We start from the raw sequence: 18,620 nt of genomic DNA on the forward strand, positions 1-18,620 counted from the left end.
CCCGGTATCTCGCTGGACAGGGGCTGTCAGGCTTCTTACAATCGAAGTCTTGCGTGATGTAACGTATATCATTAAGGCGTCGCCGAAGCGGGACAGGATAGTCATCCATCAGCGCCTTTGTAATTCAGGAGAGGTATGACAATGTCATTTGAAGTGTTTGAAAAACTGGAAGCCAAAGTACAACAGGCTATTGATACCATCACGCTGTTGCAGATGGAAATCGAAGAGCTGAAAGAAAAGAACAACAACCTGGCGCAGGAAGTACAGCTTGCACAGGAAAACCGCGGAGCGCTGGAGCAGGAAAATAACCAACTGAAAGAGCAGCAGGGTGTCTGGCAAGAGCGTTTACAGGCACTGTTGGGAAAAATGGAAGAGGTTTAATTTCCCCAGGCGAGGCCTTTTGGGCGCAGTGATGTCTGCGCCCAATAGTACGCCTATTCGATATCCAGAGGTTCTTCAGAAAGAATAATGCCAGTGTTATCTGCGTAGAGGTGGTCGCCTGAAAAGAACGTTACACCACCAAAGTTGACCCGGATATCACTCTCGCCGGTACCTTCTCCCGCGGCACCCACAGGAATCGCGGCAATAGCCTGAATACCAATATCCATTTCTTCCAGATCATCCACCTGGCGTACAGCACCGTATATAACAATGCCTTCCCATTCGTTTTGCATAGCCAGGCGAGCCAGATCGGCGTCGAGCAGTGCACGACGTACTGAGCCACCGCCATCCACAACCAGGATACGCCCACGGCCATTTTCTTCGAGCAGCTCATACAGCAACCCGTTGTCCTCGAAACATTTTACTGTGATGACCTGTCCACCAAAGGAGTGACGCCCACCGAAGTTAGAAAACAACGGTTCGACGACATTAACATCTTCGTGGTAGATATCGCACAACTCTGAAGTATCGTATTTCATAGGATTAACACTTAGTTGCCGCTGGTAGTTTTCAGTATATCGCTTAATGTCTGGCGATGTCCTGCTGTAATGAGTAATTTTCAGCCTGTTGCGTATTGTCCTTAAAAAACCGCAGGATGCGTTGATGTGGGTCAGTTATCCGCCCCATTGGCTGATGATGATGCCTGCAATGAACAAGATATTGGTCAGCAAGGCTGCTTTCACTGTTTTTTCAAGCATTGGGCGTATTGCTACCGGGTTGGTTTCCCGCAGAATATAACGGCACTGGCGCAGCAGTAATGGAGCCGAGAGCACAAACAACCATCCCCATACTTGCTTCAGCCAAAATAAATTAAACAAGGCAAAGCATAACAGAGCACCGATAAGCAACATGACATGGTAACGGCGGGCGTTATACGGCCCAAGGCGCACAGCGAGCGTGTTTTTACCATTCTCCCTGTCGCTGTCTAAATCTCGCAGGTTATTGATATTCAGTACCGCTGTTGCTAACAACCCGGTTGCAGTCGCAGGAATGAAGATAGAAACTGCCAGTTGGTGAGTTTGTAAATACCAGGCTCCCACAACACTCAGCCAGCCAAAGAAAATCAGTACTGATATGTCACCAAGGCCCATGTAACCATAAGGTTTATTGCCAACGGTATAGGTAATCGCGGCGATAATAGCCAGCACGCCCAGCAAGAGAAAACCAAACAAGTCAGACAGGGTATGGCAGGCGACCAGCACCAGGGCCAGGCCAGACAGGCAGGTTAGTGTAACGGTGATAATTAGGGCAACTTTCATTTGAGGCACACTGATCAGGCCTTTTTGCATACCCCGCAATGGCCCTATACGGCCTGGCTTATCACTGCCTTTAAGTGCATCGCCATAATCATTGGCTAAATTTGAAAGAATTTGTAATAACCCGGCGGTTAACAAAGCCAGCGCCGCAACAAGCGGATCAAAAGTATGTTGCCACCAGGCCAGAACGCTCCCCACAACAATAGAAATAAACGCCAGGGGCAGTGTACGAGGACGCAGGCTTTCAAACCACGCGCGGGCAACACTCACAGGTTGGGCATCAGTCATGTTTTATCGCCAACAATAAAAATGGGGGCGCGATGCCCCCATTGAAATGAACAGGATTAGGCTCGGAACCGAATTGTACACGGTACATGGCCTAACCTGAAAGAGTGTTACCCATTGGTGTCGTGATACCCGCGGGTGCCTGGTGATTACAGAATAAACCGGCTCAGGTCTTCGTCTGCCACCAGTTCATCAAGGTGCTTGCTGACATAGGCGGCATCAATAGTGATGGTTTCACCACCAATCTCGCTGGCATCAAACGAAATATCTTCCATCAGGCGTTCCAGCACAGTGTGCAAACGGCGGGCACCAATGTTTTCAGTGGTTTCATTGACCTGCCATGCAGCCTGAGCAATGCGGCGAATACCGTCGTCAGTGAAGGCAATATCAACCCCTTCGGTTGCCATCAGCGCTTTGTACTGTACAGTGACGGACGCGTTCGGTTCTGTCAGGATCCGCTCAAAATCCTCAGTGGTCAGTGCCTGCAACTCTACGCGAATAGGCAAGCGGCCTTGCAGTTCTGGAATAAGGTCTGACGGGCTGGCAACCTGGAATGCACCAGAAGCAATAAACAGAATATGGTCTGTTTTCACCATCCCATGCTTCGTGGATACCGTACAACCTTCAACCAGAGGCAGCAAATCGCGTTGTACGCCTTCGCGCGACACATCCGGGCCAGAAGCATTACCACGCTTACAAATCTTATCGATCTCATCGATAAACACGATGCCATGCTGCTCAACGGCATCAATTGCGTCCTGCTTCAGTTCTTCCGGATTCACCAGTTTTGCGGCTTCTTCTTCCACCAGGAGCTTCATCGCATCTTTGATTTTCAGCTTACGCGGCTTTTGTTTCTGCCCACCCAGATTCTGGAACATGGACTGAAGCTGGCTGGTCATTTCTTCCATACCTGGAGGAGCCATGATTTCAACACCCATAGGCGCGGCCGCAAGGTTGATTTCTATTTCTTTATCGTCCAGTTGGCCTTCACGCAGTTTCTTGCGAAACGCCTGGCGCGCAGCAGAGGGTTCCTGGGGAGCTTCAGACTGGCCCCAGTTATTTTTTGCCGGTGGGATCAACGCATCCAGAACCCGTTCTTCTGCCATTTCTTCTGCACGATAACGGTTTTTTTCAATGGACTGCATACGAACCATTTTAATGGCAGAATCGGTTAAATCCCGGATAATAGAATCCACTTCTTTACCAACATAGCCCACTTCGGTGAATTTGGTTGCTTCCACTTTGATGAACGGCGCATTAGCCAGTTTTGCCAGGCGGCGGGCTATTTCAGTTTTACCTACACCTGTTGGCCCGATCATCAGGATATTTTTTGGTGTCACTTCATGGCGCAACTCTTCATCAAGCTGCATACGGCGCCAGCGGTTACGCAGCGCAATAGCGACAGAACGTTTTGCTGCGTCCTGACCAATAATGTGTTTGTCGAGTTCGCTGACAATTTCGCGTGGGGTCATTTCAGACATGGGCAGTCCTTAAACTTTTGACGGTAATTCTTCAATGGTCTGGAAACTGTTGGTGTAAATACAGATATCACCTGCAATACCCAACGCTTTTTCGACAATATCGCGTGCGCCTAACTCTGTGTTTTCCAGTAATGCACGAGCAGCGGCCTGGGCATAAGGGCCACCAGAACCAATCGCAATCAGGTCATTTTCGGGCTGGATAACGTCGCCATTGCCACTAATGATGAGTGAGGCATTTTCATCCGCTACAGCCAGTAGCGCTTCCAGGCGGCGCAGCATACGGTCAGTACGCCAGTCTTTGGCCAGTTCAACCGCGGCTTTGACCAGGTGACCCTGGTGCATTTCCAGTTTGCGTTCGAACAGTTCAAACAAGGTAAAGGCATCTGCTGTTCCGCCAGCAAAACCCGCAATGACTTTGTCATTGTAGAGGCGACGTACTTTTTTGACGTTACCTTTCATTACGGTATTGCCCAGCGTGGCCTGACCATCGCCACCGATTACTACATGGCCGTTGCGGCGTACACTTACTATTGTTGTCACGAGCAGACCCCTTGTGGATAGCTGAATGAGGGTATTCCGGGCCGGGTTTGCCTGTACTATTTGCTGCCAGTACTACAGCTCACCAAAAAATGCCCGGAAGAGAATGAAATTATAGATGGGGGGAAAATTGGGGGTTTCAACCCCCGGATGCGATACGGATGCAGTTTGTGTGGCCGGAAATCTTCAACCGGCTGATAGTGGAGTCAGCATTCTCTTTCCCTTTCAACGGGCCAATGACTACCCGGTTCCAGCCATTATTCACGGTAATATGTGAAGAAAAACCTTCAAATGCTAACTGCGCACGCACAGTTTCGGCCTGGTCTGACCCGCGGAATGAGCCACATTGTATCATCCAGCGACGCTCATCTTTTTTCTCTGCAGTTTTGGCCGGCTCCTGTACCTGTGTGACAGGCGCAGGCTGTTCGGTTCGGGTTGCAGTGGTACTCCGCGTCTGTTCCCTTTGGGATGTATGCGCAGGCGTTTGCATCAGGTCTTCATAAGGTGAGGCTGATGTGGGTGCCCGCACAGGGGAAGAGTGCGAATAAGTTTGTGTATTACGCGTTGTTGAAGGCTGAGACTGAGTCGCCGCCGCGCGGGATGACGCACCCGAAGGCTGTGCCTGTTGTTGTGCCGCGGCGGCCTGGCGTTGACGCTGCAATGTTTGCTGGCGTTGTTCTGGCGTTTGTTCATTCCAGGGCACTTCACTCAGTTGTGTGGGCTGCTGGCGCATATCTGCCTGCATTTGCTCCAGTAACTGGCGTTGCTCATTGGTTAGCTGGTCAGCATTCTTGATTTCCCCTCCTGAAGAGGGTTCTGTAGGCGTGCGGATGCCTGGCTGGCGATTTTCCAACTCTTTAATATAGCGCCACCGCTCTTCGGGCTTCGGCGGCAGACCATTGCCAGGAATGCTTTGCCCGCTTCGCGCCTCACTTTCTTCTTTTTTATGATGGGTAATAAAGTAAAGCCCGCCAACAAAAGCCACCAGAACAGCAGCCGCAACGGCAACCATCACTGGAGAGAGTGCAGACCCCTGAGCCTGCTTTTTGCGGGAATTTCCTTTTTTCCGCCGTGCCGGCGTCGATTGCCCACGACGTACGTAATCTCGTTGTGCCACTATCGTTTCGCTGTGAATATCGTATTTATCAGTCCGCCATGTTACTTAAGGGGCGGGAGTTTGACCAGATTAAGGATTCCGAAAGCGTTAAATCCCTGTTTTTGCCGGACCAGTCGATTCCCTGATGACCAGATCGCAGTCAAGCAAACGGGAGCCCGGGCTGATGGTGTTCCCATTCAACTGTTCCAGAAGCAGCAGCATCGCTTCCTCGCCAATCTTGAAGCGGGGCTGCGCCATGGTGGTGAGTGGCGGGTCGCAAAAGCGTGATAATGCAATATCGTCGAAACCCATAATAGACAGGTCCTGTGGTACGCGCAGGCCGTGGCGTTTTGCCCATGAAAGCGCACCCAGCGCCATGACATCACTGTGGCAAAATATGGCGGTGGGCGGAACAGGCAGGCGTTGCAATTGCTCAAGCGCACTCGCCCCGGCTTCATAGCTAAAATCGCCGCGTACAATATAGTTTGAGTCTACCGTGATGCCATTGCGCCTCAGGGCCTGAATATACCCTTGCAAGCGGTAGTGTGAGAGCGGCATCTCTTCGGGGCCGGCAATACAGGCAATATGAGTATGACCTTGCTGTAACAACCAGGCGACAGCATTAAAAGCCGCAGTCAGGTTGTCGATGTGAACTGTTGGTAGTTCCAGCTCAGGTGCGAATTCGTTCGCCATCACCATTGGCGGCAGGTTGCGTTGCTCTTCGCGGCTGGCATCGAAAGGCAGTTGGGAGCCGAGCAGTAGCATGCCATCGATTTGTTTACTGATGATGAGGTCAATAAAGTTTTTTTCTTGCTGGTTTTGGTGGGCGCAGTCGCCAATTAACACCAGGTAGCCATGCTGTGCCGCAGTGGTTTCGATACCGCGCAGAATTTCACTGAAAAAGGGATCGCAAATATCCGGCACAATGACCAGCAGGGTGCGGGAGTCGTTGCGTTTGGCGCTGCGGTTCAGAGCATGTGGCAGATAACCCAGCTCAATAGCGGCCTGTTCAACCCGAGTGCGTGTTGCCTGTGAAACTTTCTCGGGGTTCATTAATGCGCGAGAGACTGTTGCTGTGGACACTTCTGCTTTTTCTGCCACATCTTTCATCGTGGGCGCCACGACTTTTTTGTTCGCCTTCAACGTGCTCTCCTCGTCCGAAACCGCAAATGATGCATTTTATCTGATGCTGTTCACATTTTTATCAGATAATCGCAGCAAGTTGTTACAACTCTTTCATTTGAAGTGTGATCTGTGTCGTTTTTCGGAGCATCCTCGCATTCTTCTGGCGAATTAGCCTTCAATCGGATCGACGTCCAGCATCCATTTTACTTTTTTCGCCCCGGGCAGGGTGTTAACCAGAACCAGTGCAGTTGCCAATACTTGTTGAAGACGGGCGCGTGAAGGGTGTTGCAGCAAGAGCTGCCAACGGAATCGACCACCACGTTTGGGTTGCAGAGCCGGAACCGGGCCGAGCAACCACAGTTGTTGGTCTGCCGCCGGGCTTGCCTGAAGCAGGTTGCGCAATTGCTGTAAGAAGACCGGAGCATGCTGGTTGTTGTGGTCTTCAGCGCGAATAAGCACATGGCTGCTCCAGGGGGGCAACATGACTTTTTGCCGCTCAGCCAGCGCCTGGCTGGCAAATGCGTCATAACCTTTTGCGAGCAAAATTTGTAGTAAGGGGTGGTCGGGATGGTGAGTTTGTAAAATAACTTCGCCTTGTTTGCCCGCCCGCCCGGCTCGCCCTGATACCTGAGTGTACAGTTGAGCGAAGCGTTCTGCGGCGCGGAAATCAGCTGAAAATAATGCACCATCGACATCAAGCAAGGCGACCAGGGTGACATCGGGAAAGTGGTGCCCTTTAGCCAGCATTTGGGTACCAATCAGGATCCTCTTCCCTCCACGGTGAACCGCCTCAAGGTGTTTTTCCAGTGCGCCTTTACGGCTGGTGGTGTCGCGGTCAATGCGGGAAATGGGCACTGAAGGAAAAAACGGAGCAAGGCTTTCTTCCAGTTGTTCTGTGCCCGTGCCGACGGGTACCAGGTGGGTTGAACCACACCCCGGGCATTGGTGAGGAATCGGCCGCTGGCTGTCGCAATGGTGGCAGCGCAGGTGCCGCTGACGTTGATGAACGGTGTAATAGTGATCACACCGCTGGCATTCAGCAATCCAGCCACAATCATGGCACAGCAAAGCCGGTGCATATCCGCGCCGGTTCAGGAATAAAATCACCTGGTTATCCGCTTCAAGGTGCTGGCGCATGCGGTTAATCAGTGCCGGAGATAAACCAGCCTGAAGTGACTGGCCTTTCAGATCCAGAACGTGTTGCATTGCCGGGCGAGCATTTCCTGCCCGCCGGGTCAGTTTAAGTTGGCGATATTTGCGTTGCTGGACGTTATACAGTGTTTCCAGCGAAGGCGTGGCAGACCCAAGCACAATGGGAATGTCTTCACTGTGGGCACGCCACACGGCAAGATCACGGGCGTGGTAACGCCAACCTTCCTGTTGCTTATAGGAGCTGTCATGCTCTTCATCAATAACGATAACGCCCAGGTTGCGAAATGGGGTAAACAACGCTGAACGCGTACCAATCACAATCGCGGAGTCACCCCGGCTGGCTTTGATCCACGTGGCTAACCGCTCACTGTCATTCAGCCCTGAATGCAGCACATCTACCGGAGCATTAAATCGTTCGCGAAAACGGGCGATGGTTTGTGGTGTAAGCCCAATCTCTGGCACCAGTACCAGCGCCTGTTTGCCTCGTGCCAACACGTTTTCCAGCACGCTCAGGTAGACTTCTGTCTTCCCGGAGCCGGTTATACCCGCCAGTAGCCAGGCAGTAAAATGGTCATCGTCACCGTGAATTGCCCCAACCGCCATTGCCTGCTCGGTATTCAACCGCAGGCGTTCCTGAGCAAGTGTGAATGTGTTTTGCCATGGCGAACTTGCTGGCTCTTCCTGGCGAATGTCACACAGCCCTTTACGGCGCAATGACTGGAGAGCGGAATCGTTCAGGTCAAGTTCTGTCGTTTGTTGGCGCAGCACCGGGCCCTGGCGAAGAGCCGCCAGCGCTTGCTGTTGCTTTGGCGCACGTTTTAACCCATTCAGGTCCGTTGCCATGCCTTGTTCGGTAGCAAACCAGTAACTTTGCGGCGACAACAGAGCAGGTTTACCCTGGCGTAATGGAATGGGTAAGGCGTGGAACAGCACTTCACCAATCGGGTGGTGGTAGTAGTTAGCGGCCCACTGGAGTAAACGCCATAAAGATGCTGAGTAAAGCGGTGCGCTGTCCAGTGCTTCTTGCACAGTTTTCAGGTCTGCCAGAGGGAGTTCGCTGAAGTCATCAATACTGACCACAATACCTGTGCGTTTTTGCGTTCCGAAAGGCACGGTGACACGGCAGCCTGCTACCAGCACCATATTTTCAGGTACGGCATAGTCAAAAGTGCGGTTTAGCGGAACGGGCAAAGCAACGTGGGCAACGGGCATCAGCGCTTCCAAAGCAAAAAAAGGCAGCCTAGTGTACACTGTGGCTGCGGTTGTGTGCGGATCAGTTTGCATACCCTGGTTAATTTCTGTATGATTCGCCGCCTTTGATGTGCAATTTCGCACTCAAAAACATTACTATCAACTTCGCGTGGTGTCTGGCGTTAGGGCTGGAAGAGCGACGCGGCCTTAGACCTGAGGTTTTCCATGAAAAAAGATATTCACCCGAATTATGTAGAAATTACTGCAACTTGTTCTTGCGGTAACGTCATCAAAACCCATTCTACCGTGGGTCACGACCTGAACCTGGACGTATGTGGTAAATGCCACCCGTTCTTCACTGGTAAACAACGTGTTGTTGATACCGGCGGTCGTGTTGAACGTTTCAACAAACGTTTCAGCATTCCGGGCAGCAAGTAAGATTTTGCTTGCCACAAAAAAGGCGCCGAGAGGCGCCTTTTTTGCATCTGTTATCTGATGATAACGCTGCACCGGATTAATATTCCCACGTATCCGGGTCTATTCCCAGCTCACGCATAATTACTTTTGCATGTTCCGGAATTTCATCACTTCGCTCTTTACGCAGGTCATCGTCGTCTGGTAACGGCTGCCCGGTAAATGCGTGGAGAAATGCTTCACACAGCAATTCACTGTTCGTTGCGTGGCGCAGGTTATTTACCTGGCGACGAGTACGTTCGTCAGTGAGGATCTTTAACACTTTCAGAGGAATGGAAACCGTAATTTTCTTTACTTGTTCACTCTTCTTACCGTGCTCAGCGTATGGGCTGATATATTCGCCGCTCCATTCAGCCATGAGATACCTTTAGTCCTCTCAGTCATTAAAAAAGGCCCAACCCCTTGCGGGAACTGACCATTAAAGTAAATTTTTACCGTACACAGATTCGCACATTTTTAGACAGCGTTGCTGTGTTGCGGATCTTAAGCGTATAAGTTTAACGGTTATTGGCGCTCTGCTCAATCTATACGCAAAGAAGTTTAGATGTCCAGATGTATTGACGTCTATGTTAACTCTGTTTACTCTGTTGGCTGTCTTCTGATTACTGTATTACGCGCCTGCCGGTTCAGGTGTCAGCCAGGGATACTCACCATGACACGCAAACAAGCCACAATTGCTGTACGTAGCGGATTAAACAATGATGAACAGTACGGTTGTGTTGTGCCGCCGATTCATCTCTCCACGACTTATAACTTCACTGATTTCAATTCACCACGCGAGCATGACTATTCTCGCCGTGGCAACCCAACGCGCGATGTTGTCCAGCGTACACTGGCTGAACTGGAAGGTGGTGCCGGTGCAGTTATGACGAATACGGGCATGTCTGCCATTCATTTGTTGACGGCTATTTTCCTGAACCCCGGCGACCTGTTAGTTGCGCCCCATGATTGTTATGGCGGCAGCTACCGGTTATTTGACAGCATGGCGAAACGTGGTTGCTACCGTGTACAGTTTGTTGACCAGAATGATGAAGCGGCACTGGAATCGGCTCTGGCACAAAATCCCAAACTGGTGCTGATAGAAAGCCCGAGCAACCCTTTACTGCGTGTCGTGGACATCGCAAAAATTTGCCAGGCGGCAAAAGCTGCCGGTGCAATCACTGTTGTTGATAACACTTTCCTGAGCCCGGCGTTGCAAAACCCGCTGGCTTTGGGCGCGGACCTGGTGGTTCATTCCTGCACCAAATACCTTAACGGGCATTCTGATGTTGTAGCGGGCGCCGTGATTGCCAAAGATGCCGATATGGCGACAGAGCTTGCCTGGTGGGCAAACAATATCGGGGTAACAGGAAGCGCTTTTGACAGCTATTTGCTGCTACGTGGGATTCGTACCCTGGCTCCGCGAGTTGAACTCGCTCAACGCAATGCACTTGCCATTGTGGACTATCTGAAAAAACAGCCCCTGGTTAAGCGTCTTTATCACCCATCACTTCCTGAAAACCCAGGGCATGATATTGCTGTACGCCAGCAAAAAGGGTTTGGTGCGATGCTCAGTTTTGAACTGGATGGTGACGAACAAACATTACGCCGCTTCCTCAAAGGGCTCTCTCTCTTTACACTGGCGGAATCTTTGGGTGGGGTTGAAAGCTTAATTTCCCATGCCGCGACGATGACCCATGCCGGAATGTCAGCAGAAGCGCGTGCGGCTGCCGGTATTTCTGAGACGTTGCTACGTATCTCAACCGGAATAGAAGATGGTGACGATCTAATTGCTGACCTGGAAAATGGATTCCGGGCTGCATCTGAGGGGTAAGTATGAGTGTTACTGCACCAGCAGGGGGCGCAGGCCGCCAGTTACATAAGTTTGGCGGGAGCAGTCTTGCCGATGTGAAGTGCTACTTGCGGGTGGCCACAATTTTGGAAGAGTATTCCTGCCCAGGCGATTTAGTGGTGGTATCTGCCGCTGGCAGCACAACCAACCAACTGATTAGCTGGCTGAAACTGAGCCAGACTGACCGGCTCTCTGCTCACCAGGTGCAGCAAGCGCTGCGCCGCTATCAGACCGAACTGATTAGTGGGTTATTGCCTGCTGAGATTGCTGATGGGCTGATTGCCGATTTTGTTCATGACCTGGAGCGCCTGGCTGTATTACTGGACAGCACAATCACTGATGCCATTTATGCCGAAGTTGTCGGGCATGGTGAAGTTTGGTCAGCCCGGTTGATGTCTGAGGTCCTCAGGTTGCAAGGGATGGAAGCAGCCTGGCTGGACGCCCGCGATTTTATGCGGGCAGAACGTGCGGCACAGCCTCAGGTGAATGAAGGCCTGTCTTATCCGTTGTTACAACAACTCCTGGTCCAGCATCCTGGCAAGCGTATTGTGGTAACCGGCTTTATTTGCCGTAACAACGCCGGAGAAACGGTGTTGCTGGGCCGCAATGGCTCTGACTATTCTGCGACGCAAATTGGTGCGCTGGCAGGGGTTTCCCGCGTCACTATCTGGAGTGATGTGGCTGGTGTTTATAGCGCAGATCCGCGTAAGGTGAGTGATGCCTGCCTGCTGCCGTTATTGCGCCTGGATGAAGCCAGTGAACTGGCTCGCCTTGCCGCTCCAGTGCTGCATACCCGTACCCTTCAGCCTGTATCCGGCAGCGATATCGACCTGCAGTTGCGTTGTAGCTATAACCCAGAGCAAGGCTCAACGCGTATTGAACGCGTATTAGCCTCCGGGACTGGGGCACGTATTGTGACCAGTCACGACGACGTATGTTTGATTGAGCTCCAGTTGGCACCGGAACAAGATTTCCGCCAGGCGCAAAAAGAGGTGGATACGGTGCTGAAACGCGCTCAACTTCGCCCTCTTGCTATTGGCGTGCATCCTGACCGCCATCTGTTGCAATTGTGCTATACCTCGGAAGTAGTGAACAGTGCCTGGCAGCAATTACAGGATATTGCACCACAAGGTGAACTGGTGCTGCGTGAAGGGCTGGCTTTGGTTGCAATGGTAGGGGCGGGTGTGTGCCGCAATCCTCTGCACAGCCATCGTTTCTGGCAGCAGCTAAAAGACCAGCCGGTCGAGTTTATTTGGCAATCCGATGAAGGTATCAGCCTGGTTGCGGTACTCCGTAGCGGGCCAACTGAACACCTGATTCAGGGGCTGCACCAGTCTTTGTTCCGCGCCGAGAAGCGTATTGGTCTGGTACTGTTTGGAAAAGGCAATATTGGTTCTCGCTGGCTGGAATTATTTGCCCGTGAGCAGGAATCATTATCCGCCCGGACAGGGTTTGAATTTATTCTGGCCGGGGTGGTGGACAGCCGCCGTAGTTTGTTGAGCTATGATGGGCTCGATGCCAGCCGGGCACTGGCTTTCTTCAATGATGAAGCGGTAGAGCTGGATGAAGAAGCGCTGTTCCTGTGGATGCGAGCTCACCCGTACGATGACCTGGTGGTGCTGGATGTAACTGCCAGTGAACAACTGGCTGATCAGTATCTGGATTTTGCCAGCCACGGTTTCCATGTCATTAGTGCGAATAAACTGGCAGGAGCCAGTTCCAGCGATAAATTCCGCCTGATTCGCGATGCGTTTGCGAAAACAGGTCGCCACTGGTTATACAACGCAACTGTGGGGGCGGGTTTACCCGTAAACCATACGGTGCGCGACTTGCGAGACAGTGGTGACTCGATCCTTGCGATCAGTGGGATTTTCTCCGGAACACTTTCCTGGTTGTTTTTGCAATTTGACGGCACAGTGCCTTTCACCGATCTGGTGGATCAGGCCTGGCAGCAGGGGCTGACTGAACCTGATCCGCGGGTAGATCTCTCCGGGCAGGATGTCATGCGCAAATTGGTGATTTTGGCCCGTGAGGCCGGGTACGACATCGAACCTGAACAGGTGCGGGTAGAATCACTGGTTCCGGTTGGTTGTGAATCTGGTTCTGTTGACTATTTCTTCGAAAATGGCGACGCACTGAATGAGCAAATGTTGCAACGGCTGGAAGCTGCGCAGGAGATGGGGCTGGTATTGCGCTATGTCGCGCGTTTTGATGCCAATGGTAAAGCCCGGGTTGGTGTGGAAGCGGTACGCCAGGAGCATCCGTTAGCTTCCTTGCTGCCCTGTGACAACGTGTTTGCCATTGAAAGCCGCTGGTATCGGGATAACCCCCTGGTTATTCGCGGGCCGGGTGCCGGGCGGGATGTTACTGCCGGCGCTATTCAGTCTGATATCAATCGCCTGGCAAAACTGCTTTAAATCCTGCTATTTCATACCGCTATTCGGGCCTGATGGCCTGAAGGCGGTATGCCATCACCTTCTGCGTATAAAAATCATCACTTATCCATGAAATTTTTTCACGTTGGCTGATAATTATTCCTGCCACACAAGAATTTTTCAGTTGACGAGGCGAGGCTTTTCCTTCATTTTTACATCTGGACGTCTAAACGTATAGATGTAAATAAATAACAGAACAGCGATAAGAGTGATGAGGTAAGGTATGAGTTTCTTTCACGCCAACCAGCGAGATGCTTTGAATCAGAGCCTGGCTGAGGTTCAGGGGCACATTAATGTCTCGTTTGAGTTTTTTCCGCCACGAACCAGTGAAATGGAGCAAACGCTCTGGAACTCTATCGACCGGCTGAGCAGCCTGCGCCCTAAATTTGTCTCTGTTACTTACGGTGCTAACTCTGGTGAGCGCGACCGTACTCACAGCATTATTAAAGATATTAAAGAGCGCACCGGGCTGGTGGCTGCACCACATTTAACCTGCATTGATGCCACTCGCGACGAACTCAAATCCATTGCTCAGGATTACTGGGATAACGGGATTCGCCAAATTGTCGCGCTGCGTGGTGATCTTCCGCCGGGTAGCGGGAAACCGGATATGTACGCAGCTGACCTGGTAGCGTTACTGAAAGACGTTGCGGATTTTGATATTTCTGTTGCCGCTTATCCGGAAGTGCATCCGGAAGCGAAGAGTGCTCAGGCAGATTTAATTAACCTGAAACGGAAAATTGATGCAGGCGCTAACCGGGCTATTACCCAATTTTTCTTCGATGTGGAAAATTACCTGCGTTTTCGCGACCGCTGCGCGGCTGCCGGCATTGATGTTGAAATTGTGCCGGGCATTTTACCTGTCAGTAACTACAAGCAACTGCAGAAATTCGCCACAATGACGAATGTGCGTGTCCCACAATGGATGGCGACAATGTTCGACGGGCTGGATGATGACCCGGAAACCCGTAAGCTGGTGGGCGCCAGCATTGCTATGGATATGGTGAAAATTTTAAGCCGGGAAGGGGTGAAAGATTTCCACTTCTACACACTGAACCGTGCTGAAATGAGTTATGCCATTTGCCACACTCTGGGTGTACGCCCGGCGATCTAATTATCTAATTTGTACTGATGTCATGCCAGGTGGCGCATAAGCCCCCTGGCCTGCGAAAGCGCCGAAGTTATGATGATGCGGGCTGCATACGGCCCAGTTCATCTGCCAGTAAAATGGCGTCGAACACCTGTTGTGGTGTTATCTTGCCTGGCATATTGTGCATTGGGTTGTCTGGCTGGCAACTGGCCTGTGCAACCTGGCGGGCTTTTTCCTCAACCCCTTGTGTAATACCTAATTCACTTAAGGTGACGGGCAAACCTACGTTGCGACACAGGTTCAGTACCGCTGCCTGTTCTTCCTGTGGCGCATCTTCGAGTATCAACTGCACCCGTGTACCAAACGCGACTTTTTCGCCATGCAGCGTTTTTTGCGTATCCGGCAGGGTTGTTAGCCCGTTATGCACAGCATGTGCCGCTGCCAGACCACCACTCTCAAACCCAATACCACTCAGGTAAATATTGGCTTCAATAACGCGTTCCAGCGCTGTGGTGACGTTGTGTTGTTGTGCATCTGAGACAGCAGTAACACCCGATTCAAGGAGCGTGTGGTAACACAGTTCAGCCAGTGCCAGAGCGGCTCTGCCAGGCAAGCCTCCGGCACTGGTCACCGAACCGCTTTTTGCACAAGCGCGGGCTTCAAACCAGGTGGACAAGGCATCTCCAATGCCTGCAGCCAGTAACCGTGGTGGAGCTCCGGCAATAATTGCACTGTCTGCCAGCACCAGATCCGGGTTATGTGGTAATGGCAGGTAACGGTCGAGAGAACCATCCTCACAGTAGATAACAGACAGCGCACTGCAAGGGGCGTCACTGGATGCCACTGTTGGCGCAATGACCATGGGGCTTTTCATCAGGCAAGCCACAGCCTTTGCTGTATCAAGCGTTTTCCCGCCACCAATGCCCAGAATTGCATCGCAATCTGCTCTTTGTGCCAGTATGCATAGTTGGTCAATTTCGGATTGTGAACACTCGCCACCAAAGAGTGCGAATTCCACATCAATTTGATGCTCTTCACAGGTACGGCGCAGCTTCTCTTCCACCAGATCGGCGACAAAGCTGTCTGCGAGCACTAGAAAGTGCTGCCCAAGTGGTTTCAGGTATTGCCCGGCGCGGCTGAGAATATGCTGGCCCTGAATATATTTACCGGGTGATGCCGTAATGCTGTCCATGATAAACCTCCAACGATAAGTGCGATGGGAGTGCGCTAATGAGCAGTTTACTGCGGCAGAAACAGGGAAATATTGCGCTGAAGGCGGTAAATTGCAGGAATAAAAAACCCGGAAGCATGCTCCCGGGTTTTTGTTTTACCCGCCAGTACAAAGCTGAGCGGCTATGTATTCAAACAGTTAGCCTGTGTTACGCATCCCGGCGGCAACCCCGGCAATTGTTACCATCAGTGCCTGCTCGATACGCGGGTCAGGTTCACTGCCCTCGGCATCGGCCTGACGTGAGCGGTGCAATAGCTCAGCCTGCAGAACATTCAGTGGGTCAGTGTAGATATTACGCAGAGTGATAGATTCCGCAATCCATGGCAAATCAGCCATCAGATGGGAATCATTGGCGATAGCCAGCACCAGCTTGATATCCGCTTCCAGTTGCTTGCGCAGCTCCTGGCCCAGAGGCCAGAGTTCTGGTTTCACCAGACGCTGGTCGTAGTACTCGGCCAGCCACAAGTCGGCTTTTGCAAACACCATCTCCAGCATGCCAAGGCGTGTGGAGAAGAATGGCCAGTCGCGGCACATGCTTTCTAACTGGTCCTGTTTCCCGTCATCCACAATTTTCTGTAGTGCAGCGCCCGCGCCTAACCATGCCGGCAGCATTAAACGGTTTTGTGTCCAGGCAAAAATCCACGGAATTGCGCGCAGGGATTCCACACCACCGTTCGGGCGGCGTTTTGCCGGGCGTGAACCCAGTGGCAATTTCCCCAGTTCCAGCTCAGGTGTCGCGGAGCGGAAATACGGAACAAAGTCTTTGTTCTCGCGCACATAACCCCGGTACATATTGCAGGAAAGCACGGACAGCTCGTCCATAATGTTGCGCCAGTTGGCTTTCGGTTCCGGCGGCGGCAACAGGTTGGCTTCCAGAATTGCCCCGGTATAGAGCGACAGGCTGCTGATAGTGACTTCAGGCACACCATATTTGAAGCGAATCATTTCGCCCTGTTCGGTAACACGCAGGCCACCTTTCAGGCTGCCTGGCGGTTGAGACAGCAAAGCCGCGTGAGCTGGTGCGCCACCACGGCCAATTGAACCGCCACGGCCATGGAACAGTGTTAATGCAATGCCTGCTTTTTCACAGGTTTTAATCAACGCATCCTGTGCCTGATATTGTGCCCATGAAGCGGCCATAACACCGGCATCTTTGGCTGAATCGGAATAGCCGATCATCACCATTTGTTTGCCCTGAATAAACCCACGATACCAGTCAATGTTCAGTAACTGAGTCATCACATCGTTGGCATTATTCAGGTCATCCAGTGTTTCAAACAGCGGTGCGACTGGCAGTGCAAATTCGATACCCGCTTCTTTCAACAGTAAATGTACGGCCAGGACATCAGACGGCGTTTTCGCCATGGAAATAACGTAAGCAGCGATAGAACCACGCGGCGCTTCGGCAATGACTTTGCAGGTTTCCAGCACTTCGCGCGTGTCTTCGCTTGGCTGCCACTGGCGAGGCAGCAACGGGCGTTTGGAATTCAGTTCGCGAATTAAGAATGCCTGTTTGTCTGCTTCTGACCAGCTTTCATAGTCGCCAAGGCCCAGATAACGAGTGATTTCACCCATTGCATCTGAATGGCGGGTACTTTCCTGACGAATATCGATACGAACCAGCGGTACACCGAAGCATTTGATGCGGCGCAGCGTGTCCAGCAACTCACCATTAGCAATAATACCCATGCCACAAGCGTGCAGTGACTGGTAGCAGGCATACAACGGATCCCACAATTGTTCGTTTTGCGTCAGCAAGCCTTGTGGGCGCGGCAATTTCTGGCCTTTCAGCCGGGCTTCCAGCCAGGTCTGTGTAGCCATTAACTGGCTGCGTAACCCTTTAAGGATATGGCGATAAGGTTCTTCGCTATGTTCATCACCGGCCAGTTTAAGCAGTTCAGGTGTGGCATCTGCCATTGAAAGCTCAGAGATAAGTACCTGTATATCTTTCAGGAACAGGTCAGTAGCCTTCCAGCGGCTGAGCAATAAAACATGGCGAGTAATGTCGGCGGTAACGTTTGGGTTGCCATCGCGGTCGCCACCCATCCACGAAGTGAAGCGTACCGGAACGAAATCAACAGGTAACTTGTAGTTAAGATGCTCTTCCAACTGTTCATTCAGTTCACGCAAATAGCCAGGCACGCCATCCCACAAGCTGTTTTCAACAACAGCAAAGCCCCATTTAGCTTCATCAACCGGGGACGGGCGGTGTTTACGAATTTCATCGGTATGCCATGACTGGGCAATCAGCTGGCGCAGACGGCGCATTATCTGATTACGTTCATATTCCGGAATATCGCTGTGATCCAGTTGTTTAAGACAATTATTCACTTCCACCATTTTATGAATAAGTGTCCGGCGAGTAATTTCTGTCGGGTGCGCGGTTAACACTAATTCTAGTGACAGAGATTCTAATGATTCTTTTATCGCAGCTTCAGTTAAATTGGGTTGTGCTTTTAGCTTTTTAATTGTTTTTGCAATAATTTCAGGGCTATTCGCTGATTCACCATTGGCTGAAATGCTGTGAAATTGTTCTGCTGTGTTGGCAAGGTTCAGAAACTGACTAAAGGCGCGTGCTACTGGAAGTAGTTCATCTTTAGACAGGTTCTGTAAAGTATTCAGTAACTCCTGCCGATTTGCGTCGTTGCCAGCGCGGGAAGACTTCGACAATTTACGGATTGTTTCTACACGATCAAGAATGTGTTCTCCCAAAACATCCTTGATGGTATCCCCGAGCAATTTGCCGAGCATACTGACATTACTTCGCAAAGCGGAATATTGTTCGTTCATATGACCCCAGACACCCCATCTAAATGCAATTGATTTTCACCCTGGCGGGTTAAACACCGCCTTTTATAAAGCCACGTTAGTTTCCATTCGTCAATTGCTGCGAAATCGCTTCAGCAAACACGTAAATTTGGTGAATTTATGAAATTTAATATTGCTGGCTCCCGATAAGTAATTCTTATGGAATTACACTGGTTTCCAGCACTTT

General features: G+C 51.4%; 15 protein-coding genes. 5 read left to right on the forward strand and 10 right to left on the reverse strand.

The genetic code is table 11. The features are described 5' to 3' along the window. The first annotated feature begins 135 nt into the window (after positions 1 to 135). The gene (gene zapB / locus DT73_RS22985) at positions 136 to 381 is read left to right on the forward strand and encodes a septal ring assembly protein ZapB (protein ID WP_110027361.1); all 246 of its coding nucleotides are present in this window, start codon (positions 136 to 138) and stop codon (positions 379 to 381) included. 53 nt (positions 382 to 434) lie between these two features. Here zapB and rraA read toward each other — a convergent pair whose 3' ends face one another. The 7 genes from rraA to priA form a co-directional block, all read right to left on the reverse strand. Then, positions 435 to 920, reverse strand: coding sequence for a ribonuclease E activity regulator RraA (gene rraA / locus DT73_RS22990; RefSeq protein WP_036115835.1), 486 nt, complete (start codon positions 918 to 920; stop codon positions 435 to 437). Positions 921 to 1,055: 135 nt separating this feature from the next. Continuing rightward, positions 1,056 to 1,985: a 1,4-dihydroxy-2-naphthoate polyprenyltransferase gene (menA, locus tag DT73_RS22995; RefSeq protein ID WP_036115838.1), complete on the reverse strand. Its 930-nt coding sequence runs from the start codon at positions 1,983 to 1,985 to the stop codon at positions 1,056 to 1,058. Between the two features lie 146 nt (positions 1,986 to 2,131). Further along, complete coding sequence (gene hslU, locus DT73_RS23000; RefSeq protein ID WP_036115840.1) at positions 2,132 to 3,463, reverse strand: HslU--HslV peptidase ATPase subunit; 1,332 nt, start codon at positions 3,461 to 3,463, stop codon at positions 2,132 to 2,134. Between the two features lie 9 nt (positions 3,464 to 3,472). Continuing rightward, positions 3,473 to 4,003, reverse strand: coding sequence for an ATP-dependent protease subunit HslV (gene hslV, locus DT73_RS23005; RefSeq protein ID WP_036115842.1), 531 nt, complete (start codon positions 4,001 to 4,003; stop codon positions 3,473 to 3,475). 136 nt (positions 4,004 to 4,139) lie between these two features. Next, on the reverse strand, positions 4,140 to 5,117 hold the full coding sequence (gene ftsN, locus DT73_RS23010) for a cell division protein FtsN (protein ID WP_036115844.1): 978 nt from the start codon (positions 5,115 to 5,117) through the stop codon (positions 4,140 to 4,142). A gap of 87 nt (positions 5,118 to 5,204) precedes the next feature. Continuing rightward, entirely contained in the window at positions 5,205 to 6,239 is a 1,035-nt protein-coding gene (gene cytR / locus DT73_RS23015) for a DNA-binding transcriptional regulator CytR (protein WP_036115848.1), read from the reverse strand. 150 nt (positions 6,240 to 6,389) lie between these two features. Next, positions 6,390 to 8,585: a primosomal protein N' gene (gene priA, locus DT73_RS23020; protein WP_036115909.1), complete on the reverse strand. Its 2,196-nt coding sequence runs from the start codon at positions 8,583 to 8,585 to the stop codon at positions 6,390 to 6,392. 204 nt (positions 8,586 to 8,789) lie between these two features. Here priA and rpmE point away from each other — a divergent pair, with 204 nt between their 5' ends. Further along, positions 8,790 to 9,002 carry a 50S ribosomal protein L31 gene (gene rpmE, locus DT73_RS23025; protein ID WP_036115851.1) on the forward strand — a complete coding sequence of 71 codons (213 nt, stop codon included), beginning with the start codon at positions 8,790 to 8,792 and terminating at the stop codon, positions 9,000 to 9,002. Positions 9,003 to 9,078: 76 nt separating this feature from the next. Here rpmE and metJ read toward each other — a convergent pair whose 3' ends face one another. Then, a complete protein-coding gene (gene metJ / locus DT73_RS23030; RefSeq protein ID WP_036115853.1) occupies positions 9,079 to 9,396 on the reverse strand; it encodes a met regulon transcriptional regulator MetJ in 318 nt (105 codons plus the stop codon). Positions 9,397 to 9,690: 294 nt separating this feature from the next. On the opposite strand from metJ, the gene metB reads away from it, so the two are divergent. From metB to metF, 3 genes are all read left to right on the forward strand, one after another. After that, a complete protein-coding gene (metB, locus tag DT73_RS23035) occupies positions 9,691 to 10,851 on the forward strand; it encodes a cystathionine gamma-synthase (protein ID WP_036115855.1) in 1,161 nt (386 codons plus the stop codon). A 2-nt stretch (positions 10,852 to 10,853) separates the two neighbouring features. Continuing rightward, positions 10,854 to 13,286 carry a bifunctional aspartate kinase/homoserine dehydrogenase II gene (locus DT73_RS23040; RefSeq protein ID WP_036115857.1) on the forward strand — a complete coding sequence of 811 codons (2,433 nt, stop codon included), beginning with the start codon at positions 10,854 to 10,856 and terminating at the stop codon, positions 13,284 to 13,286. 241 nt (positions 13,287 to 13,527) lie between these two features. Further along, positions 13,528 to 14,418: a methylenetetrahydrofolate reductase gene (metF, locus tag DT73_RS23045; RefSeq protein ID WP_036115860.1), complete on the forward strand. Its 891-nt coding sequence runs from the start codon at positions 13,528 to 13,530 to the stop codon at positions 14,416 to 14,418. A gap of 67 nt (positions 14,419 to 14,485) precedes the next feature. On the opposite strand, the gene DT73_RS23050 is transcribed toward metF, so the two are convergent. After that, positions 14,486 to 15,586, reverse strand: a complete 1,101-nt coding sequence (locus tag DT73_RS23050; protein WP_036115863.1) for a glycerol dehydrogenase — start codon at positions 15,584 to 15,586, stop codon at positions 14,486 to 14,488. A 177-nt stretch (positions 15,587 to 15,763) separates the two neighbouring features. Further along, positions 15,764 to 18,415: a phosphoenolpyruvate carboxylase gene (ppc, locus tag DT73_RS23055; RefSeq protein WP_036115866.1), complete on the reverse strand. Its 2,652-nt coding sequence runs from the start codon at positions 18,413 to 18,415 to the stop codon at positions 15,764 to 15,766. Positions 18,416 to 18,620 lie beyond the last annotated feature (205 nt).

Origin of the sequence: Mangrovibacter sp. MFB070 (assembly GCF_000705335.1) — a bacterium.
GTDB classification, from domain to species: Bacteria; Pseudomonadota; Gammaproteobacteria; order Enterobacterales; family Enterobacteriaceae; genus Mangrovibacter; species Mangrovibacter plantisponsor.